The organism is Cupriavidus oxalaticus, assembly GCF_038900635.1.
GTDB lineage: Bacteria > Pseudomonadota > Gammaproteobacteria > Burkholderiales > Burkholderiaceae > Cupriavidus > Cupriavidus oxalaticus_B.
Map to the genome: position 1 here is coordinate 68508 of NZ_JAYMRX010000018.1, position 16454 is coordinate 84961.

General features: G+C 68.1%; 14 protein-coding genes. 5 read left to right on the forward strand and 9 right to left on the reverse strand.

Translation table 11 applies throughout. From position 1 onward, the window contains the following. Window positions 1-25: 25 nt before the first annotated feature. Both htpX and VSR71_RS24445 read right to left on the reverse strand, forming a co-directional pair. Window positions 26-904 (reverse strand): protease HtpX, encoded by an 879-nt coding sequence (htpX, locus tag VSR71_RS24440; protein WP_135706121.1) that lies wholly within the window; start codon window positions 902-904, stop codon window positions 26-28. Window positions 905-1051: 147 nt separating this feature from the next. Next, window positions 1052-1483, reverse strand: a complete 432-nt coding sequence (locus tag VSR71_RS24445; RefSeq protein WP_342916375.1) for a hypothetical protein — start codon at window positions 1481-1483, stop codon at window positions 1052-1054. A gap of 111 nt (window positions 1484-1594) precedes the next feature. On the opposite strand from VSR71_RS24445, the gene VSR71_RS24450 reads away from it, so the two are divergent. From VSR71_RS24450 to VSR71_RS24465, 4 genes are all read left to right on the forward strand, one after another. Then, window positions 1595-2056, forward strand: a complete 462-nt coding sequence (locus tag VSR71_RS24450) for a Cd(II)/Pb(II)-responsive transcriptional regulator (RefSeq protein ID WP_342916376.1) — start codon at window positions 1595-1597, stop codon at window positions 2054-2056. A 92-nt stretch (window positions 2057-2148) separates the two neighbouring features. Beyond that, window positions 2149-2346, forward strand: a complete 198-nt coding sequence (locus VSR71_RS24455; RefSeq protein WP_342916377.1) for a hypothetical protein — start codon at window positions 2149-2151, stop codon at window positions 2344-2346. A 199-nt stretch (window positions 2347-2545) separates the two neighbouring features. Continuing rightward, complete coding sequence (gene rnk / locus VSR71_RS24460) at window positions 2546-2998, forward strand: nucleoside diphosphate kinase regulator (protein ID WP_342916378.1); 453 nt, start codon at window positions 2546-2548, stop codon at window positions 2996-2998. A 276-nt stretch (window positions 2999-3274) separates the two neighbouring features. Continuing rightward, the gene (locus tag VSR71_RS24465; protein WP_209761404.1) at window positions 3275-3688 is read left to right on the forward strand and encodes a hypothetical protein; all 414 of its coding nucleotides are present in this window, start codon (window positions 3275-3277) and stop codon (window positions 3686-3688) included. 215 nt (window positions 3689-3903) lie between these two features. Here VSR71_RS24465 and VSR71_RS24470 read toward each other — a convergent pair whose 3' ends face one another. The 7 genes from VSR71_RS24470 to gcl form a co-directional block, all read right to left on the reverse strand. Continuing rightward, window positions 3904-7086 carry a multidrug efflux RND transporter permease subunit gene (locus VSR71_RS24470; protein ID WP_342916379.1) on the reverse strand — a complete coding sequence of 1061 codons (3183 nt, stop codon included), beginning with the start codon at window positions 7084-7086 and terminating at the stop codon, window positions 3904-3906. Between the two features lie 439 nt (window positions 7087-7525). Next, window positions 7526-8395 carry a KPN_02809 family neutral zinc metallopeptidase gene (gene ypfJ / locus VSR71_RS24475; RefSeq protein ID WP_342916380.1) on the reverse strand — a complete coding sequence of 290 codons (870 nt, stop codon included), beginning with the start codon at window positions 8393-8395 and terminating at the stop codon, window positions 7526-7528. A 439-nt stretch (window positions 8396-8834) separates the two neighbouring features. Further along, window positions 8835-10298 (reverse strand): pyruvate kinase, encoded by a 1464-nt coding sequence (gene pyk / locus VSR71_RS24480; protein WP_342916381.1) that lies wholly within the window; start codon window positions 10296-10298, stop codon window positions 8835-8837. Between the two features lie 74 nt (window positions 10299-10372). Continuing rightward, window positions 10373-11695, reverse strand: coding sequence for a glycerate kinase (locus VSR71_RS24485; protein WP_342916382.1), 1323 nt, complete (start codon window positions 11693-11695; stop codon window positions 10373-10375). Window positions 11696-11762: 67 nt separating this feature from the next. Further along, entirely contained in the window at window positions 11763-12683 is a 921-nt protein-coding gene (locus VSR71_RS24490; RefSeq protein ID WP_063240898.1) for a 2-hydroxy-3-oxopropionate reductase, read from the reverse strand. A gap of 91 nt (window positions 12684-12774) precedes the next feature. Next, window positions 12775-13557: a hydroxypyruvate isomerase gene (gene hyi / locus VSR71_RS24495; protein ID WP_342916383.1), complete on the reverse strand. Its 783-nt coding sequence runs from the start codon at window positions 13555-13557 to the stop codon at window positions 12775-12777. Window positions 13558-13641: 84 nt separating this feature from the next. Next, entirely contained in the window at window positions 13642-15426 is a 1785-nt protein-coding gene (gcl, locus tag VSR71_RS24500) for a glyoxylate carboligase (protein ID WP_342916384.1), read from the reverse strand. 285 nt (window positions 15427-15711) lie between these two features. On the opposite strand from gcl, the gene VSR71_RS24505 reads away from it, so the two are divergent. Then, window positions 15712-16452: a hypothetical protein gene (locus VSR71_RS24505; RefSeq protein WP_428979457.1), complete on the forward strand. Its 741-nt coding sequence runs from the start codon at window positions 15712-15714 to the stop codon at window positions 16450-16452. Window positions 16453-16454: the final 2 nt, after the last annotated feature.

The window sequence follows — 16454 nt, forward strand, 5'->3', positions numbered from 1 at the left end:
AGGCCAGCCTCAGGTCAGCATCAGGTCAGCGCGCCGACTGCAGCGCAGCAATGCGTTCTTCGATCGGCGGATGGCTGGAGAACAGCGCCATCCACGACTTGCCGCCGGCAATGCCCATGGCCTGCATGTTCTGCGGCAGTCCGTCCGGCTCCAGGCCGCCCAGGCGGCGCAACGCCGAGACCATCGGCGTGGGCGAACCCATCAGGCCCGAGGCGCCGGCATCGGCGCGGAATTCGCGCTGGCGCGAGAACCACGCCACGATGATGCTGGCCAGGATGCCGAACACGATCTCGCAGACGATCACGGTCACCATGTAGCCGATGCCGGGGCCGCTCGATTCCTCGTCGTTCTTGCGCAGCATCGAATCGACGAAGTAGCCGACCACGCGCGCCAGGAAGATGACGAAGGTGTTGACCACGCCCTGGATCAGCGTCAGCGTGACCATGTCACCGTTGGCCACGTGCGCGACCTCGTGCGCCAGTACCGCCTCCACTTCCTCGTGCGACATCGATTGCAGCAAACCGGTGGACACCGCCACCAGAGAGCTGTTTTTGGTCGCGCCGGTGGCGAAGGCGTTGGGTTCGCCATCGTAGATCGCCACCTCGGGCATGGGCAGGCCGGCGCGCTGCGCCAGCTTTTCCACCGTCTGCACCAGCCACAGTTCGGTGCTGGTGCTCGGGTGGGTGATGACCTGCGCGCCGGTGGACCACTTGGCGATGGTCTTGGACATCAGCAGCGAGATAAAGGAGCCCCCAAAGCCCATCAGCGCCGCAAAGGCCAGCAGCATGCCCAGGTTCAGGCCGTTGGCGGTCAGGAACCGGTTCACGCCGAGCACGCTGGCGGTGATGCTGAGGACGATCATGACGGCGATGTTGGTCGCCAGGAAAAGCAGTACGCGTTTCATGTGTGTATGGAATGCAGTCGAGTGCAATCGAAGTGGAGCAACGGTGGAGCAACTACGGCGGGGATGCGGACTAGCCGCAAGCGCGCACCGCACCCTCGGCACGGCGCGCAGGAAACGGCGGACGCGGACAACCGCGGCCGCGCACGCTCAGGCGCGCGGCGGGCGGGGCTGCAGCGGCAGGTCGGGTTCGGGCAGTGGGGCGCCGGCGTAGCGCGGGGGGCCGGCGCGGCCCGCCCACGCTGCAAGGCGCAGCGGAGATGCGGGCAGCAGCTGCTCGGCAAGGTCGGCGCCGGGCTGCGGTTGCGGCTCGGGGGATTCGGAGGCAGGCGCAGAATCTGCCAGGACGAACTGCTCAGCTTGCACGGCATCGCCGGCGACGTCGTCGGCTGCGCTTGCTGCCGTCGTGGTGGCAGACGCCGCCAGTCCGTCGCCGATCGTACCCGCGGCGTGCGCGAGCGCGCCCGCCCAGCCCGGAAGGGGCAGGAAGGCCAGCATCATGACCAGCAGGAGAAGCCGGAGCGAACGCAATTGGGGGACGACTTTTCGGTAGGTGTTGAGGGATTCTACAGGATGCGCCATGACGTCGGCGCCGGTTCGGCACGCCGCTGCAACGTTGCGCAGACTGCCCTACACTAAGCAAAACCCTGAAGCGATTACAGGGATTTGGCCATCCATGACAGGATTTCCACCATGCGTATCGGCGAACTTTCCCGTACCAGCGGCTGCGATGTCGAGACCATCCGCTATTACGAACGCGAGGGGCTGCTCGACGCCCCGCGGCGCGAGGCCAACGGCTACCGGCGCTATGACGACGGCCATCTGGTGCAGCTGAATTTCGTGCGCCATTGCCGCTCGCTCGGCATGAGCCTGTCGGACGTGCGCAGGCTGCGCGAGTTCGAGCGCAACCCGTCGCAGGACTGTGACGACATCAACACGCTGCTGGACCGGCAGATCGCGCAGATCCATGCGCAGCGGGTGGCGCTTGAAGCGCTGGAAGGGCAGCTGCGCGCACTGCGCGAGACCTGCCATCACCACAACCACCAGCCCGCGAGCGAATGCGGCATCCTGCAGAACCTGCAGCAGGCCGCCGCCGGGGCCGCCTGTGAATGCCATGCTGGCGCGCACGACGCCGGGCATGCCGCCAATGGGTGAGGTACGCGGGCCCACCGCTGTGCTACGATGGCTGTCACCGTGATTGCACCACAGCGGTGCACGAGCCCGGGCGGCGCCTTGCATAGTAAGCAATGACTTACCTTGCCGGCCTTACGGCCAAATGGCTGCCGCACACCACTCTTTTCTGCATGACCGTGAACGATCGCCTGACGCCGATGACCGACGCGCCTGTCCGCCTGCAGCGGACCGGCCGCCCGCGCGCGTCCGCGTTCGCCATGTCCCCCCGCCGGATCAGCGCACCGCCTGCATCCGCCCGGTTCCCAGCCTGACTCTCCCCCACAAGGGGCCCGGGCCGAACCGGGCCCGAGCCAGCCTCTCCATGGTTGCCGGCGACTGACACGCCGTCGCCGGCACCGTTGATATTCGCGCTGCTGCGCAAAGCCAAGACCTGACCGCCTCACCGCGCCGTCGCCTGCCACTTGTCATGCGGCCGGGCCGCGCCAACCCATGACTGCCGGAGCATCCGCCATGAAGGCCACCAAGAAGCAATCCGCCAAATCCACACAATCCACCCAGCTGGCGGCACCGTCGCTGTACCTGACCGAACTCGATGTCACGCGCCTGGAGCGCATCGCCAGCCGCGCCGGCTCGACCCAGCTCGAAGACATGCTCGACAGCCTGCTGGCGCGCGCCACGATCGTCGCGCCGGACGAAATCCCGACCGATGTGGTCACCATGAATTCCCGGCTGGTGTGCACGCTACCGGGCGATCCGTCGCCGCGCAGCTGGACCCTGGTCTACCCGGATGCGGCCGATTTCGACGCCGGGCGGCTGTCGGTGCTGTCGCCGGTGGGCCAGGCGTTGCTTGGCGCACGTGCCGGACAGACCGTCGGCTACCGCCTGCCGGACGGCCGCGAGCAGCAGGTGACGATCGGCGAGATCGCTTTCCAGCCGGAAGCCAGCGGCCAGTACACGCTCTGAGGCCGCCGCGCCCGCGCAGGCGCGTACCTGGCGTGCAGCACGGGCCACACGCACGTCGCGCTGCGTGCGTGCAACTGGCGATCCAAGGACACCGTTTATCGGCAAGCGAGTCGTTTCACGACTCGCAACGCACCATTCGTCGCAGCGGCATTTCTGCTTGCCCGCACTTTGACTAATCTTCAGTCCGTGCTCGCATAGCAACATAGATTGCCGGGCGGTCGGAATTTCACCCCGGCCAAGAATAAGACAGACGAAATCAGTTGAAGGAGTCCCGAAATGATCGCCAGACGTATCCTTGGCGGCGCGCTTGTGTTCGCGGCAGTGGCCGCGTCCGCTGCGGCGTTGGCTGCCCCCGCCACCAGCAAGGTCGGCAAGTTTGATGTGTATGCCGATGCGCTGCGCGCCGGCAAGTACGACGTGTACACGGACGGCGCCAAGCAAGGCAAGTTCGATACATATACCGATGGCGCCCGCACGGGCCGCTTCGATGTGTATTCGGAAGGCTCGCGCCAGGGTGGCAAGTTCGACACCTTCACCGAAGGCACGCATAGCTTCAGCGGCGAAATCTCCAAGCAAGGCAAGTTCGATACCTTCAGCGAAGGTACTCACACCTTCAGCGGCGATATCGCTGACCGCGCGCTCGACAACTCGCGCACCGGTGACGGCTCGCTGTACGGCTATCGCGTCTGAGCCGCGCCCGAACGCCTGACCTTTCCGGTCTTCACCCGACCTGAAGCGGCCACCACGGTGGCCGCACGTTTTCTCTCCCGCCTGCCCGGCCGACCTCCTCCTCCTTCTCTCTTCGCCTGGCAGGCGTTTTTCTCCCGCTTTTCTCCCTTCCCCACTTACCCGATTACCCGATTACGCTGATGGCACGCCCACGGCTGCGATAGCCTGCGCGCGTCTCATGCCGTCGGTGGCTGCGTGGCAGCGCCGTCTTGCTGCTCTACGTGCTGGTCCTCGTGCTGGTCCTCGTGCCGGTCCGCCTGCGCCTTCGGCGGCCTGCGCGCGATCGCCGCGTACAACAGCGGCACCGCCAGCGTACCCAGCACCGTCGCGCCCAGCATGCCGCCCAGCACGCCGGTGCCGACCGCCTGCTGCGCGCCGGCACCGGGACCGGTGCTGATGGCCAGCGGCACCACGCCCAGCACGAAGGCCAGCGAGGTCATCACCACCGGCCGCAGGCGCTGGCGTGCCGCGCGCCCGACAGCCTCCACCACGCTCATCGCGCTGGTTCCGCCCTCGCGCCGCAGTTGCTCGGCGTACTCGACGATCAGGATCGCGTTCTTGGCGGCCAGCCCCATGATCACCACCACGCCCACCTTGAAGTAGACATCGTTGGGCATGCCGCGCAGCCAGATCGCCGCGGCGGCTCCCATCAGGCCGGTCGGCACGATCGCAATCACCGCCAGCGGCAGCGTCCAGCTCTCGTACAGCGCCACCAGGCACAGGAAGATAAACAGCAGCGACAGCGCGAACAGCCACGGTGCCTGCGTGCCGGTCTGCTGCTGCTCGAAGGCGCGCCCGGTCCAGCGCACGTCGTACTCCGGCCCGAGCCCGCGCACCAGTTCAGTCAGCCGTGCCATCGCGGCGCCGGTGGTGTGGCCCGGTGCGACTTCGGCATTGATGCGCACCGAGCTGAAGCCGTCGAAGCGCTCCAGCGTGACTTCGCCATGCCCCCATTCGAGCGAGGCAAACGCCGCCAGCGACACCATCGCGCCCTGGGCATTGCGCACATGCACCCGCGCGAGATGCTCCGGATGCATGCGGAACGGCGCATCCGCCTGCAGGATCACCCGGCGCACCCGGCCCTCGCGCGCGATCTCGTCGATATAGCGCGAGCCCAGCGTGGCCGACAGCGTGTGGTGGATCGCCTCGGCCTCGACACCGAAGCTCTCCGCCTTGCGGTAGTCGATCTTCAGGTCGAGCGCGGGTACCGGCTGGCCGGTGGTGGCGCGCACTTCGCCCAGCACCGGGTCGGCCTTGGCACGCTCGATCAGCTTGTCGCGCGCGGCGAACAGCGCTTCGCGGCCGACCGGCTGGCGCGCCACCAGGCGCATGTCCAGGCCGCCGATGCTGCCCAGTTCCGGCAGCGCCGAACTGTTATAGGCGAACAGTTGCGCCGCGCCCCGGCCCGGCCACGCTTCCAGCCCGGCCGACAGCCGCGCCAGCACCGCGTGCGCATTGTCCTTGCGTTCGCGCGCCTTCCAGTCGGTCAGGCTGATGAAGACGCTGGCGCGCTGCTCGCCGCTGCCGCCGCTGGACCAGCCCAGCACGGCGAACGTGGAATGCACCGGGAAGCGCTCCTGCTGCATCCATTGCTCCAGCGATGCCACCAGCCGGCGCGTATCGGCCTGCGTGCTGCCGGCCGGCAGTTCGACGTCGACCACGATCTCGCCGGTGTCTTCCTCGGGCAGGAAGCCGCTCGGCATCTTCCACAACGCATAGCCGCACGCCAGCGTCAGTGCCAGGTACACCGCCAGCCAGCGCATGCGGCGCCGCTGCAGCGCGGCGACCCAGCCGGCATAGCGTTCGGTGAAGGCGGCGAAGCGCGCATCGAACCACGCCAGCGGCCCGCGCGCCGGCGCCGCGCTGTGGCGCAGCAGGCTGGCGCACATCGCCGGCGCCAGCGTCAGCGCAAAGAACAGCGAGAACGCGATCGACACCGCCAGCGTCACGGCGAAATGCCGGTAGATCACGCCCACCGCGCTGCCGAAGAACGCCATCGGCACGAACACCGCGCACAGCACCAGCGTCACCGCCACCAGCGCGCCGGAGACTTCGCGCATCGAGCGCGCCGCGGCCTGCATGGCGTTGACGCCGTCGGTGCGCATGATGCGCTCGACGTTCTCGACCACGACGATGGCATCGTCGACCAGGATGCCGATCGCCAGCACCACGCCGAACAGCGTGATCACGTTCAGCGACAACCCCAGCGCATACAGGCAAGCGACCGTGCCCAGCAGCGACACCGGCACCACGATGCAGGGGATCAGCGTCGCGCGCAGGTTGCCGAGGAACAGGTACAGGATCAGGAATACCAGCACCGTGGCTTCAGCCAGCGTCAGCAGCACGCGCGAGATCGATGCCTGCACGAAGGCCGCGCCGTCGTACGAGATCTGGTAGCGCACGTCGCCCGGGAAGCCGCGGCTGGCCTCGTCCAGCGCCGCGCGCACGGTGCGCGAGGTCTGCAGCACGTTGGCGCCGTCGGCCAGCTTCAGGCCGATCGAGGCGGCGTTGCGCGTGTTCAGCGTCGAGCCGTAGCGATAGTCGCTGGCCGCCAGTTCGACCCGGGCCACGTCGCGCAGCAGCACCGCCGAGCCGTCGGCCGCGGCGCGCACCACGATGCGCTCGAAGGCCTGCGGATCGCTCATCGGCGCGGGCGGACGCACCACCGCCTGGAACGGCTGCCCCGGCACCGCGGGCGCGGCGCCCAGCTGGCCCGGTGTCACGTTGCCGTTGCGCGCGCGGATCGCGGCTTCGACGTCGGCGGTGGTGAGGTTGTAGGCGTTCAGCTTGTCGGGATCGAACCAGATGCGCAGCGCGTACTCCGCCCCGTACGGCTCGGCCTTGCCGATGCCGGGCAGGCGGCGCAGCAGCGGCAGCACCGAGCCCGCGGCGAAGTCGCCCAGCGCGGTCTCGTCGAGCTGCCCGCTGTCCGAGACCAGCGAGACGTACATGAAGGCGCTGCTGCTGGCCTGGTCGACATACACCCCGCCGCGCCGCACCGCCTCGGGCAGAAGCGGCTCGGCCTGCGCCACGCGGTTGCGCACGTTGACCTGCGCCAGCTGCGGGTCGGTGCCCTGGCGGAAGCCGAGCGTCACGGTCGCGGTGCCGCCTTCGCTGCTGGAATCGAGATAGAGCAGGCCGGGGATGCCGTGCATCTGCTGCTCCAGCACGGCGGTCACGCGGTCTTCCACGGTGCGCGCGGACGCGCCCGGGTAATCGGCGTAGATGATCACCGTGGGCGGCGCCACCGCCGGGTACTGGGCGATGGGGATGCGGTTCAGGGCCACCAGGCCGGCGACGACGGTCAGGATGGCCAGCACCCAGGCAAATGCCGGGCGCTTCAGGAAAAACGACGCCATGTCAGGTCAGGGCTTGCACGGGCGCACGGTAGCAACAGATCGGCCGTGGCTCCGGTGCGGTTGGAACGGAACGGCTTTCGGGTGGAGACGCCGCCATCGACAGCATGGGCGGCAAGCGGCAGCGACATGGCGGCGCGGCTTGCCGCGCGGCGGCGGCACTGGCCATGCTGGCCGTGCCGGGTGTCGTGGTGCCGGTTCAGTCAGGGGGCGCCTGGCCCGTAGACCGGGTCCGGCGCGGGCCGCGGCGCATAAGGGGCCCGGCGGAGAGGGCCCGGCGCTGCGGCGCAAGGGGTCAATGAAGCTTCAGAGACCGGCGCCGGCGACTGGCCGTCGTGATGCGGCCTTGGCGGCGATTATAGACACGGAAGCGGGCGCGGGACAACGCAAGCGTCACATCGCCGCACCCCTCCGGCGTTGGGGTGCCCATGGGGCGAGGGCTTCAAGGCTGGCGCGCGGCGAAGGTGTCGCACTTGCGGACGTCGCCCGACTCGATGCCGCGGCGCAGCCAGCGCACTCGCTGCTCGCTGGAGCCGTGGGTAAAGGCCTCCGGCACGACATAGCCTTGCGACTGGCGCTGCAGCCGGTCATCGCCGATGGCGGCGGCGGCCTTCAGGCCTTCCTCGATATCGCCCGGTTCCAGCAGTTGCTGGTTGGCGCGCTGCGCGGTGGCGGCCCAGACGCCGGCCAGGCAGTCGGCCTGCAGTTCCATGCGCACCGATAGCTGGTTGGCCTGCGCCTCGCCCATGCGGCGGCGCGCGGCGTCGACCTTTTCGGACACGCCCAGCAGGTTCTGCACATGGTGGCCGATCTCGTGCGCGATCACGTACGCCTGGGCAAAGTCGCCGCTGGCGCCGAAGCGCTTGCGCAGTTCGTCATAGAAGGCCAGGTCGATATAGACCTTCTGGTCGCCGGGACAGTAGAACGGGCCCATCGCGGACTGGCCGGTGCCGCAAGCGGTCGGCGTGGCGCCGGAGAACAGCACCAGCGTCGGCGGCGCGTAGCGGCGGTTCAGTTCAGTCTCGAAGATGTGTTGCCAGGTGCGCTCGGTATTGCCCAGCACCTTGCGCGTGAAGACCGTCAGCTGGTCAGTGGCGGGCGGGCGGTTGGCCTGCTGTTGCTGTTGTTGCTGGCCCGAGCCTTGCAGCACCGATGCGCCCTGCATGATCAGCATCGGGTCGATGCCGAAGAAGTAAGACGCGGCCAATGCGACGATGACCGTGCCAATGCCGATCGACTTGCCGCCCAGCCCGCCGAATCCGCCGCGGCGGTCTTCTACGTGCTGGCTTTCGGCTTCGTCATCGAGGCGCATGTTGCAGGCTCCTTGTGGGCAAAAGTGATGGGGATCCCGGGGAAAGCCGGGTGGAAGTCAGTATAGCAATGGGCGTGGCGGTGGTTTTCTCCCACTCCCGCGCGCGGGAGTGGGGTCGGGAGGAGGGCGGGGGGGCAAAGGCTTACGCCCCGTGGATTAGAACCGAAGGCCTTGCTTGATGTGGTGCCTTGCTAGCCCACCCCTCACCCCAACCCTCTCCCCATGAGGGGAGAGGGAGAACACCTTGCTTAGGCTAGTTCGGGCGGGCCGGGTGCGCCCAGAACCGCTCGCGCCGTTCTATGTTCCCGGACAAAAAAAACACCACCCGATCACCCTGGAGACGGGCAACGCGGGCGGTGTGCGGCAAATATAAGAAACCGGGCTTGCGCCCGGTCCGGTCACTGCCTGAACGTTCCGGGACGGAACGCTGGTGAGGGGGCTAGGCCAATGCGGCTTCCCGCGTGGACGAAACCGTGGCCACCGCGCTGGCGCCGACTTCCGCCACGCGCAGCAGGTTGGTCGTCCCGCCCTGGCCGAACGGCATGCCGGCCGCGATGGTGACCTGGTCGCCGGGCGCGGCGTAGCCTTCCACCAGCGCCGCGCGCGTCGCGGCTTCGACCATCTCGTCGACACTCTGCACGTCCGGGCTCACGGTGGAATGGATGCCCCACGCGATCGCCAGGCGGCGCGCGATCTCCAGGTTGGGCGTGATGCTGACGATCGGCGCGCACGGCCGCTCGCGCGCGGCGCGCAGCGCGGTGGCGCCCGACGACGTATAGGTCACCGTCGCCGCCGCGCCGATGATCTGCGTGACTTCGCGCAGCGCGGCGCAGATCGCATCCTGGCGCGTGTTCAGCGGGGTCTCGTGCTGTGCGTCGAGCAGGTTGCGGTACAGCGGGTCGCGCTCGACCTCGGTGACGATGCGGTTCATCATCGACACCGCCTGCACCGGGTAGCGGCCGTTGGCCGACTCGGCCGACAGCATCACCGCATCGGCGCCTTCGTAGATCGCGCTGGCCACGTCCGACGCTTCGGCGCGCGTCGGCACCGGCGAGTCGATCATCGATTCCAGCATCTGCGTGGCGATCACCACGGGTTTGCCCAACTGGCGGCACACGCGCAGGATGCGCTTCTGCACGCCGGGCACGCGCTCGGGCGGAAGTTCCACGCCCAGGTCACCGCGCGCCACCATCACCGAATCGGACACGCGCACGATCTCTTCCAGCTCCTGCAGCGCGGCCGGCTTCTCGATCTTGGACAGGATGCCGGCACGGGTGCCGACGATCTCGCGCGCTTCGACGATATCGGACGGACGCTGCACGAACGACAGCCCGATCCAGTCCGCGCCCAGCGACAGCGCGAAGTCCAGGTCCTTGCGGTCCTTCGCCGTCAGCGCGGGGATGGGGATCACCGCGTCGGGCACGTTCACGCCCTTGCGGTCGGACAGCGTGCCGTTGTTGGCCACGCGCGTGGTGATGGTGCCGGTGGTCACCGACTCGATTGCCAGGCGCACCTTGCCGTCGTCGATCAGCAGCGACTGTCCCGGCTGCGCGGCTTCGAACAGCTCGGGGTGCGGCAGGTAGACGCGGGTGCCGTCGCCCGGCGTGGGATCGCTGTCGAGCACGAACACGTCGCCGGTGCGCACCGCGACCTTGCCCGCGGCGAAGGTGCCGATGCGCAGCTTGGGGCCCTGCAGGTCGGCCAGCACGGCGATGGGGCGGCCGGTCTCGGCTTCGACCTGGCGCACCGCGTCGTAGCGCGCGCGGTGGTCGTCATGCGTGCCGTGGCTGAAGTTCAGGCGGAACACGTCCGCGCCGGCCTCGAACAACGCGCGGATCAACGCGATGTCGGTGCTGGCGGGGCCGAGCGTGGCCACGATCTTCGCTTTGCGCTGGCGTCTCATGATGTCTCCTCTTCCATTCTCGGTAGCGGCGCGTCGGCGCCGCGAGTCAGTCGGTACTACGTTGGCGGCGATCGTCAGACGATCAGGATCGCGCGGAAATCGTTCACGTTGGTACGGGTCGGGCCGGTGACGATCAGGTCGTCCATGCCGGCGAAGAAGCCGTAGCCGTCGTTGTTCTCAAGGTGCGCGCGTGCATTCAGTCCGCGCGCGGCGGCGCGGGTCAGGGTGTCGGGAGACAGCAGCGCGCCGGCGTTGTCTTCGGAGCCGTCGATGCCATCGGTATCGCCGGCAATCGCATGCACGCCGGGCAGGCCGTCGAGCGCCACCGCCAGCGATAGCAGGAACTCCGCGTTGCGCCCGCCGCGGCCCTTGCCGCGCACGGTCACGGTGGTTTCGCCGCCGGACAGCAGCACGCACGGCTTGCTGAAGGGCTGGCCGCGCTGGGCGACCTGGCGCGCGATGGCGGCGTGGACTTCGGCCACTTCGCGCGCTTCGCCTTCGATGCAGTCAGACAGGATGTGGGCCTCGAAGCCCAGTTGGCGCGCACGCGCCGCGGCGGCTTCCAGCGATTGCTGCGCGGTGGCCAGGGTCACGCTGCGGTGGCCGCTGAAGCGCGCATCGCCCGGCTTGGGCGTCTCGCCGGCACCGCTCTCCAGGTGCGCGCGCACGTTGGCGGGCACGTCGATGCCGTACTTGGCGATCACGGCCAGCGCATCGGCGCAGGTGGTCGCATCGGGCAGCGTCGGGCCGCTGGCGATGAGGGTCGGGTCATCGCCGGGAATATCGGAAATCAGCAGCGTTTCCACGCGCGCCGGGGCGCAGTGCAGCGCCAGGCGTCCGCCCTTGAGCGCGGACAGGTGCTTGCGCACGCAGTTCATCTCGCCGATGCTCGCGCCGCTCTTGAGCAGCGCCTTGTTCACCGATTGCTTGTCGGCCAGCGACAGGCCCGGCGCGGGCGCGGCAAGCAGCGCGGAACCGCCGCCGGAAATCAGGCACAGCACCAGGTCGTCGGCGGTCAGGCCCTGGACCAGTTCCACCATGCGCTGCGCGGCGCGTGCGCCGGCTTCATCGGGAACGGGGTGGGCGGCTTCGACCACTTCGATCCGCTTGCACTCGGCACCATGGCCATAGCGCGTCACCACCAGGCCCGACAGCTCGCCTTGCCAGTTCGCCTCGACCGCCTGCGCCATCGCGGCGGCGGCCTTGCCCGCGCCGATCACCACGGTACGGCCCTTGGGCGGCGTGGGCAGATGGGGCGGCAGGCAGTGGCTGGCGCTGACGGAAGCGACCGCGGTGTCGAACAGGTCGCGCAGCAGGGCGCGCGGCGCGAGCTGTCCCGGAGTGGCTGCTGCGCGCTGAGGCGACAGCAGGGCGGCTTGTGGTTCGGTGGCAAGCATGAAGAATCCTGGTACTGACGGGGAAAGCGATTCGTCCCCGCTAGGCGGGGACGACGGGGGCAGCTGCTTACTTGGCGTTTGCGATCTGGTGGTTAGACATGATCTCGATCGCGCGGCACAGCGCCGAGTGGTCCTGCTTGCCCAGGCCGTTGGCGGAGCAGGTGTTGAACAGCTCCTGAGCGGTGGCGGTGTTGGGCAGTGCCACGCCCAGCGCCTTGGCACCCTGCAGCGCCAGGTTCAGGTCCTTCTGGTGCAGTTCGATGCGGAAGCCCGGGTCGAAGGTGCGCTTGACCATGCGATCGCCATGCACCTCCAGGATGCGCGAGGCAGCAAAGCCGCCCATCAGCGCCTCGCGGACCTTGGCCGGATCGGCGCCGGCCTTGGAGGCAAAAAGCAGGGCTTCGGACACGGCCTGGATGTTCAGCGCGACGATGATCTGGTTGGCCACCTTGGTGGTCTGGCCGTCGCCATTGCCGCCCACCAGCGTGACGTTCTTGCCCATCAGCTCGAACAGCGGCTTGACCTGGTCAAAGGCCTCTTGCGGGCCGCCGACCATGATCGTCAGCGATGCGGCCTTGGCGCCGACTTCACCGCCCGACACCGGTGCGTCCAGGTACGAAGCCCCCAGCTTGTTGATGCGCGCGGCGAAGTCCTTGGTGGCGATCGGCGAGATCGAGCTCATGTCGACCACGATCTTGCTGTAGCTGGCTTCCTTGCCGGCGGCCTTCAGCGCGGCGGCAACGCCCTTGTCGGCAAACAGCACGGCCTCGACGTGCGGCGTGTCCGGCACCATGATGACGATGATGTCGGCGCGCTTGGCGACTTCCTCGGCGCTGGTGCAGACGGTCACGCCTGCATCGACCAGCGCTTGCGGGGCCGGGTTGACGTCATGCACGAACAGCGTGTGGCCGGCGGCGCGCAGGTGGCCCGCCATCGGTGCGCCCATGATGCCCAGGCCGATGAAGCCGACGTTGCGTTGGTTTGCCATATTGATGTCTCCTTGCTTGAGAGTAAGTCTGTCTTGGTTCGAGTAGGTGGTAACGGGTTACCGCGGGGTTACCGCGAGGTTTCCGCTTGGCTTACTGCACGCCGTGCGCGGCGCGCCAGCCCAGGCCGGCTTCGGTCGTGGTCTTCGGCTTGTATTCGCAGCCGATCCAGCCGGTGTAGCCGATCTCGTCCAGGAACTTGAACAGGTACTGGTAGTTCAGCTCGCCCGTGCCCGGTTCGTTGCGGCCCGGGTTGTCGGCCAGCTGCACGTGCCTGATCTTCGGCAGGTTGGCCTTGATGGTGTTGGCGATCTCGCCTTCCATCCGCTGCATGTGATAGATGTCGTACTGCACGTACAGGTTGGGCGCGTTGACCTGGTTGATCAGGTCGACCGCCTGCTGCGTGCGCGACAGGAAGAAGCCGGGGATGTCGAAGGTGTTGATCGGCTCGACCAGCAGGTCGATATGCTCGGCCGCCAGCGCGCTGGCGGCGAAGCGCAGGTTTTCCACCAGCGTTTCCTGGGCCTGTTCGCGCTTGACGTTCTGCGGCAGGATGCCGACCAGGCAGTTCAGCTGGCGCACGCCCAGCACCTTGGCGTACTTGATGGCTTCGCCCACGCCGTCCTGGAACTCGCCGACGCGGTCCGGGTGGCAGGCAATGCCGCGCTCGCCCGCGTCCCACTTGCCGGCGGGCAGGTTGTGCAGCACCAGGTCGAGCTGGAAGCGGTTCAGGCGGTCAGCGATCTGGTCCGCGTGGAACGCATACGGGAAGAGGAATTCCACGCCGCGGAAGCCCGCGCGCGCGGCTGCTTCGAAGCGGTCGAGAAAGCCCACTTCGTTGAACAGCATGGTGAGGTTGGCCGCAAGTTTGGTCATTTGTCATCTCCTGTGACTTGGTTTTTGTGCGCCATCCCCGCTGGCGCGGGGATGGCGTTCTGGTCCTGCAGGGGCGGGAAGGTCTTACGCCGTTTCCACTTCTTCGGTCAGGATGGCCTCATCAGCGTCCTCGATATCCTCGATCGGCTCGAACTCGTTGATGTTGTCGATCTCGGTGCCCATCGCGATATTGGTCACGCGCTCCAGGATCACCTCGACCACCACCGGCACCGAGAACTCGGCCATCAGGTCGCGCGCCTCGGCGAAGGCGGGGGCGATGTCTTCCGGCTTGAACACGCGGATCGCCTTGCAGCCCAGGCCTTCCACCACCTTGACGTGGTCAACGCCGTAGCCGTTCAGCTCGGGCGAGTTGACGTTGTCGAAGGCCAGCTGCACGCAGTAGTCCATCTCGAAGTTGCGCTGCGCCTGGCGGATCAGGCCGAGGTAGGAGTTGTTCACCACCACGTGGATGTACGGCACCTTGAACTGCGCGGCCACGGCCAGTTCTTCGATCATGAACTGGAAGTCGTAGTCGCCCGAGATCGCCACCACGTCCGAATCCGGCGAAGCGGTCTTCACGCCGATCGCGGCCGGGATGGTCCAGCCCAGCGGGCCGGCCTGGCCGCAGTTGATCCAGTGGCGCGGCTGGTTGACCGACAGGAACTGCGCCGCGGCGATCTGCGACAGGCCGATGGTGCTGACGTAGCGCACGTCGCGCGGGAAGTACTGGTTCATCTCGCGGTACACGCGTTGCGGCTTGACCGGCACGTTGTCGAAGTCGCTCTTGCGCTGCATGGTGCGGCGGCGCTTCTGCACGTCGGCCACCCACGACTTGCGGCACGGCAGGCGGCCGGCCATCTTCATTTCACGGGCGACTTCGACGAACAGCTCCAGCGCGGCCTTGGCGTCGGAGACGATGCCCAGGTCCGGACCGAACACGCGGCCGATCTGGGTGGGCTCGATATCGACGTGCACGAACTTGCGGCCCTTGGTGTAGACATCGACGCTGCCGGTGTGGCGGTTGGCCCAGCGGTTGCCGATGCCCATCACGAAGTCCGAAGCCAGCAGCGTCGCGTTGCCGTAGCGGTGCGAGGTCTGCAGGCCGACCATGCCGGCTTGCAGCGGGTGGTCGTCGGCCAGCACGCCCCAGCCCATCAGCGTCGGCACCACCGGCACGTTGACCAGCTCGGCGAATTCGACCATCAGCTCCGAAGCGTCAGCGTTGATGACGCCACCGCCGCACACGATCAGCGGGCGCTCGGCCGCGTTGAGCATGGCGATGGCCTTTTCGATCTGGGCGCGCGAGGCGGCCGGCTTGTACGGCTGCAGCGGCTGGTAGGTCTCGGGATCGAATTCGATCTCGGCGACCTGCACGTCGAACGGCAGGTCGATCAGCACCGGACCCGGGCGGCCCGAGCGCATGATGTGGAAGGCTTGCTGGAACACTTGCGGCACCAGTGCCGGCTCGCGCACGGTCACGGCCCACTTGGTCACGGGCTTGGCGATCGACTCGATGTCGACGGCCTGGAAGTCTTCCTTGTACAGGCGGGCGCGCGGGGCCTGGCCGGTGATGCAGAGGATGGGGATCGAATCCGCCCAGGCCGAGTACAGGCCGGTGATCATGTCGGTGCCGGCGGGGCCCGAAGTGCCGACGCAGACGCCGATATTGCCCGGCTCGGCACGGGTGTAGCCCTCGGCCATGTGCGAGGCGCCTTCGACGTGGCGGGCCAGCACGTGGCTGATGTTGCCCGACTTGCGCATCGCCGAGTAGAACGGGTTGATCGCCGCGCCCGGCACGCCGAACGCCGTGGTCACGCCTTCCTTCTCCAGAACCGCGATGGCCGCGTCGATTGCTCTCATCTTTGCCATGATCTTGTCTCCAATGGTGGTGGGATTCGCATTGGAGTCGATCCTATTCCCCCAACCCGCCCGGGATAAACAGAAGGACGATCAGTTGATTCGATACTTCGGGTATGGAATGTGGCCTTGGAAGCCTGATGAGACGGTCGTCGATGGGACGCCAGCGTATGCAATTGGATATACGGTGTGATGAAGCGGCCACGCTGCGCAGAGGCAGGTACGCGCCGGCCCCGCCCGTCGCTGTGGCTATCCGGCAGGTGCCTGAGCGGTGAAAATGGCGCCATCCCGTTGCCCATGCCGACCATGTATTCCAGGCTGCCGCCCACCTACGAACTGCTTGAAGCGCTCGGCGCCGCCAGCGCGCCCGCGCCGTCATCGGAAAGCACCGGCGAATCGGCCGGCGGGCTGGCCCGTCTGCTGTGGATCGGATTTATCGTCGCGCTGGTGGCAACCCTGCTCGGCGGCGGGGCGCTTGCCGTGTGGCGGCTATGGCTGAAGCACCCGGTGCCGCCGTGGTCGCTGCGCGCGTTCGAGGCATTCCTGGCCGCGGCGGCAGCCTGCTATGTGGGCGCCGGGCTGGCGCGCACGCCCCCGCTGCTGGCCAGGCTGCGCAACCCGCTGCGCTGGCAAGCCCGGGAAATGGATCGCCAGCGCGCGGCCGAAGACGCGCTGCTGCGGCAACTGGCGCGCATTCCGCCGGCACAGCTGGAAGCGCGCCAGCGGCGCGTGGCCCTGCAACTGCGGCTATGGGAAGGGGCCGCGCGAACCGTGGGCCTGCTGCTGGCGCTGGCGCCCGCCGCGGTGGTGCTGGGCAGCGCCTGGCGCGCCTTGCCGCGTCCGGAGCAGACGGTGCCGACGCTGCTGTGGGGCTATGGCGTGATGCTGGTCGCCGGCGGCGCCAGCTACCTGTACCTGCATGTGCAGTGCAGCCGGCCGCTGCGGCGGCTGGCCTACGTGCTGGGCGAAGCCGCGCGGATGAATGCCGAACTGGATGCGCGGCGCGCGCAACGCGCCGCCGCCCGGCAGGAGGCGTGAGC

Coding starts and splice junctions, on each gene's coding strand:
- htpX (WP_135706121.1), bottom strand. CDS start 904: ATGAAACGCGTACTGCTTTTCCTGGCGACCAACATCGCCGTCATGATC.
- VSR71_RS24445 (WP_342916375.1), bottom strand. CDS start 1,483: ATGGCGCATCCTGTAGAATCCCTCAACACCTACCGAAAAGTCGTCCCC.
- VSR71_RS24450 (WP_342916376.1), top strand. CDS start 1,595: ATGCGTATCGGCGAACTTTCCCGTACCAGCGGCTGCGATGTCGAGACC.
- VSR71_RS24455 (WP_342916377.1), top strand. CDS start 2,149: ATGACTTACCTTGCCGGCCTTACGGCCAAATGGCTGCCGCACACCACT.
- rnk (WP_342916378.1), top strand. CDS start 2,546: ATGAAGGCCACCAAGAAGCAATCCGCCAAATCCACACAATCCACCCAG.
- VSR71_RS24465 (WP_209761404.1), top strand. CDS start 3,275: ATGATCGCCAGACGTATCCTTGGCGGCGCGCTTGTGTTCGCGGCAGTG.
- VSR71_RS24470 (WP_342916379.1), bottom strand. CDS start 7,086: ATGGCGTCGTTTTTCCTGAAGCGCCCGGCATTTGCCTGGGTGCTGGCC.
- ypfJ (WP_342916380.1), bottom strand. CDS start 8,395: ATGCGCCTCGATGACGAAGCCGAAAGCCAGCACGTAGAAGACCGCCGC.
- pyk (WP_342916381.1), bottom strand. CDS start 10,298: ATGAGACGCCAGCGCAAAGCGAAGATCGTGGCCACGCTCGGCCCCGCC.
- VSR71_RS24485 (WP_342916382.1), bottom strand. CDS start 11,695: ATGCTTGCCACCGAACCACAAGCCGCCCTGCTGTCGCCTCAGCGCGCA.
- VSR71_RS24490 (WP_063240898.1), bottom strand. CDS start 12,683: ATGGCAAACCAACGCAACGTCGGCTTCATCGGCCTGGGCATCATGGGC.
- hyi (WP_342916383.1), bottom strand. CDS start 13,557: ATGACCAAACTTGCGGCCAACCTCACCATGCTGTTCAACGAAGTGGGC.
- gcl (WP_342916384.1), bottom strand. CDS start 15,426: ATGGCAAAGATGAGAGCAATCGACGCGGCCATCGCGGTTCTGGAGAAG.
- VSR71_RS24505 (WP_428979457.1), top strand. CDS start 15,712: ATGCCGACCATGTATTCCAGGCTGCCGCCCACCTACGAACTGCTTGAA.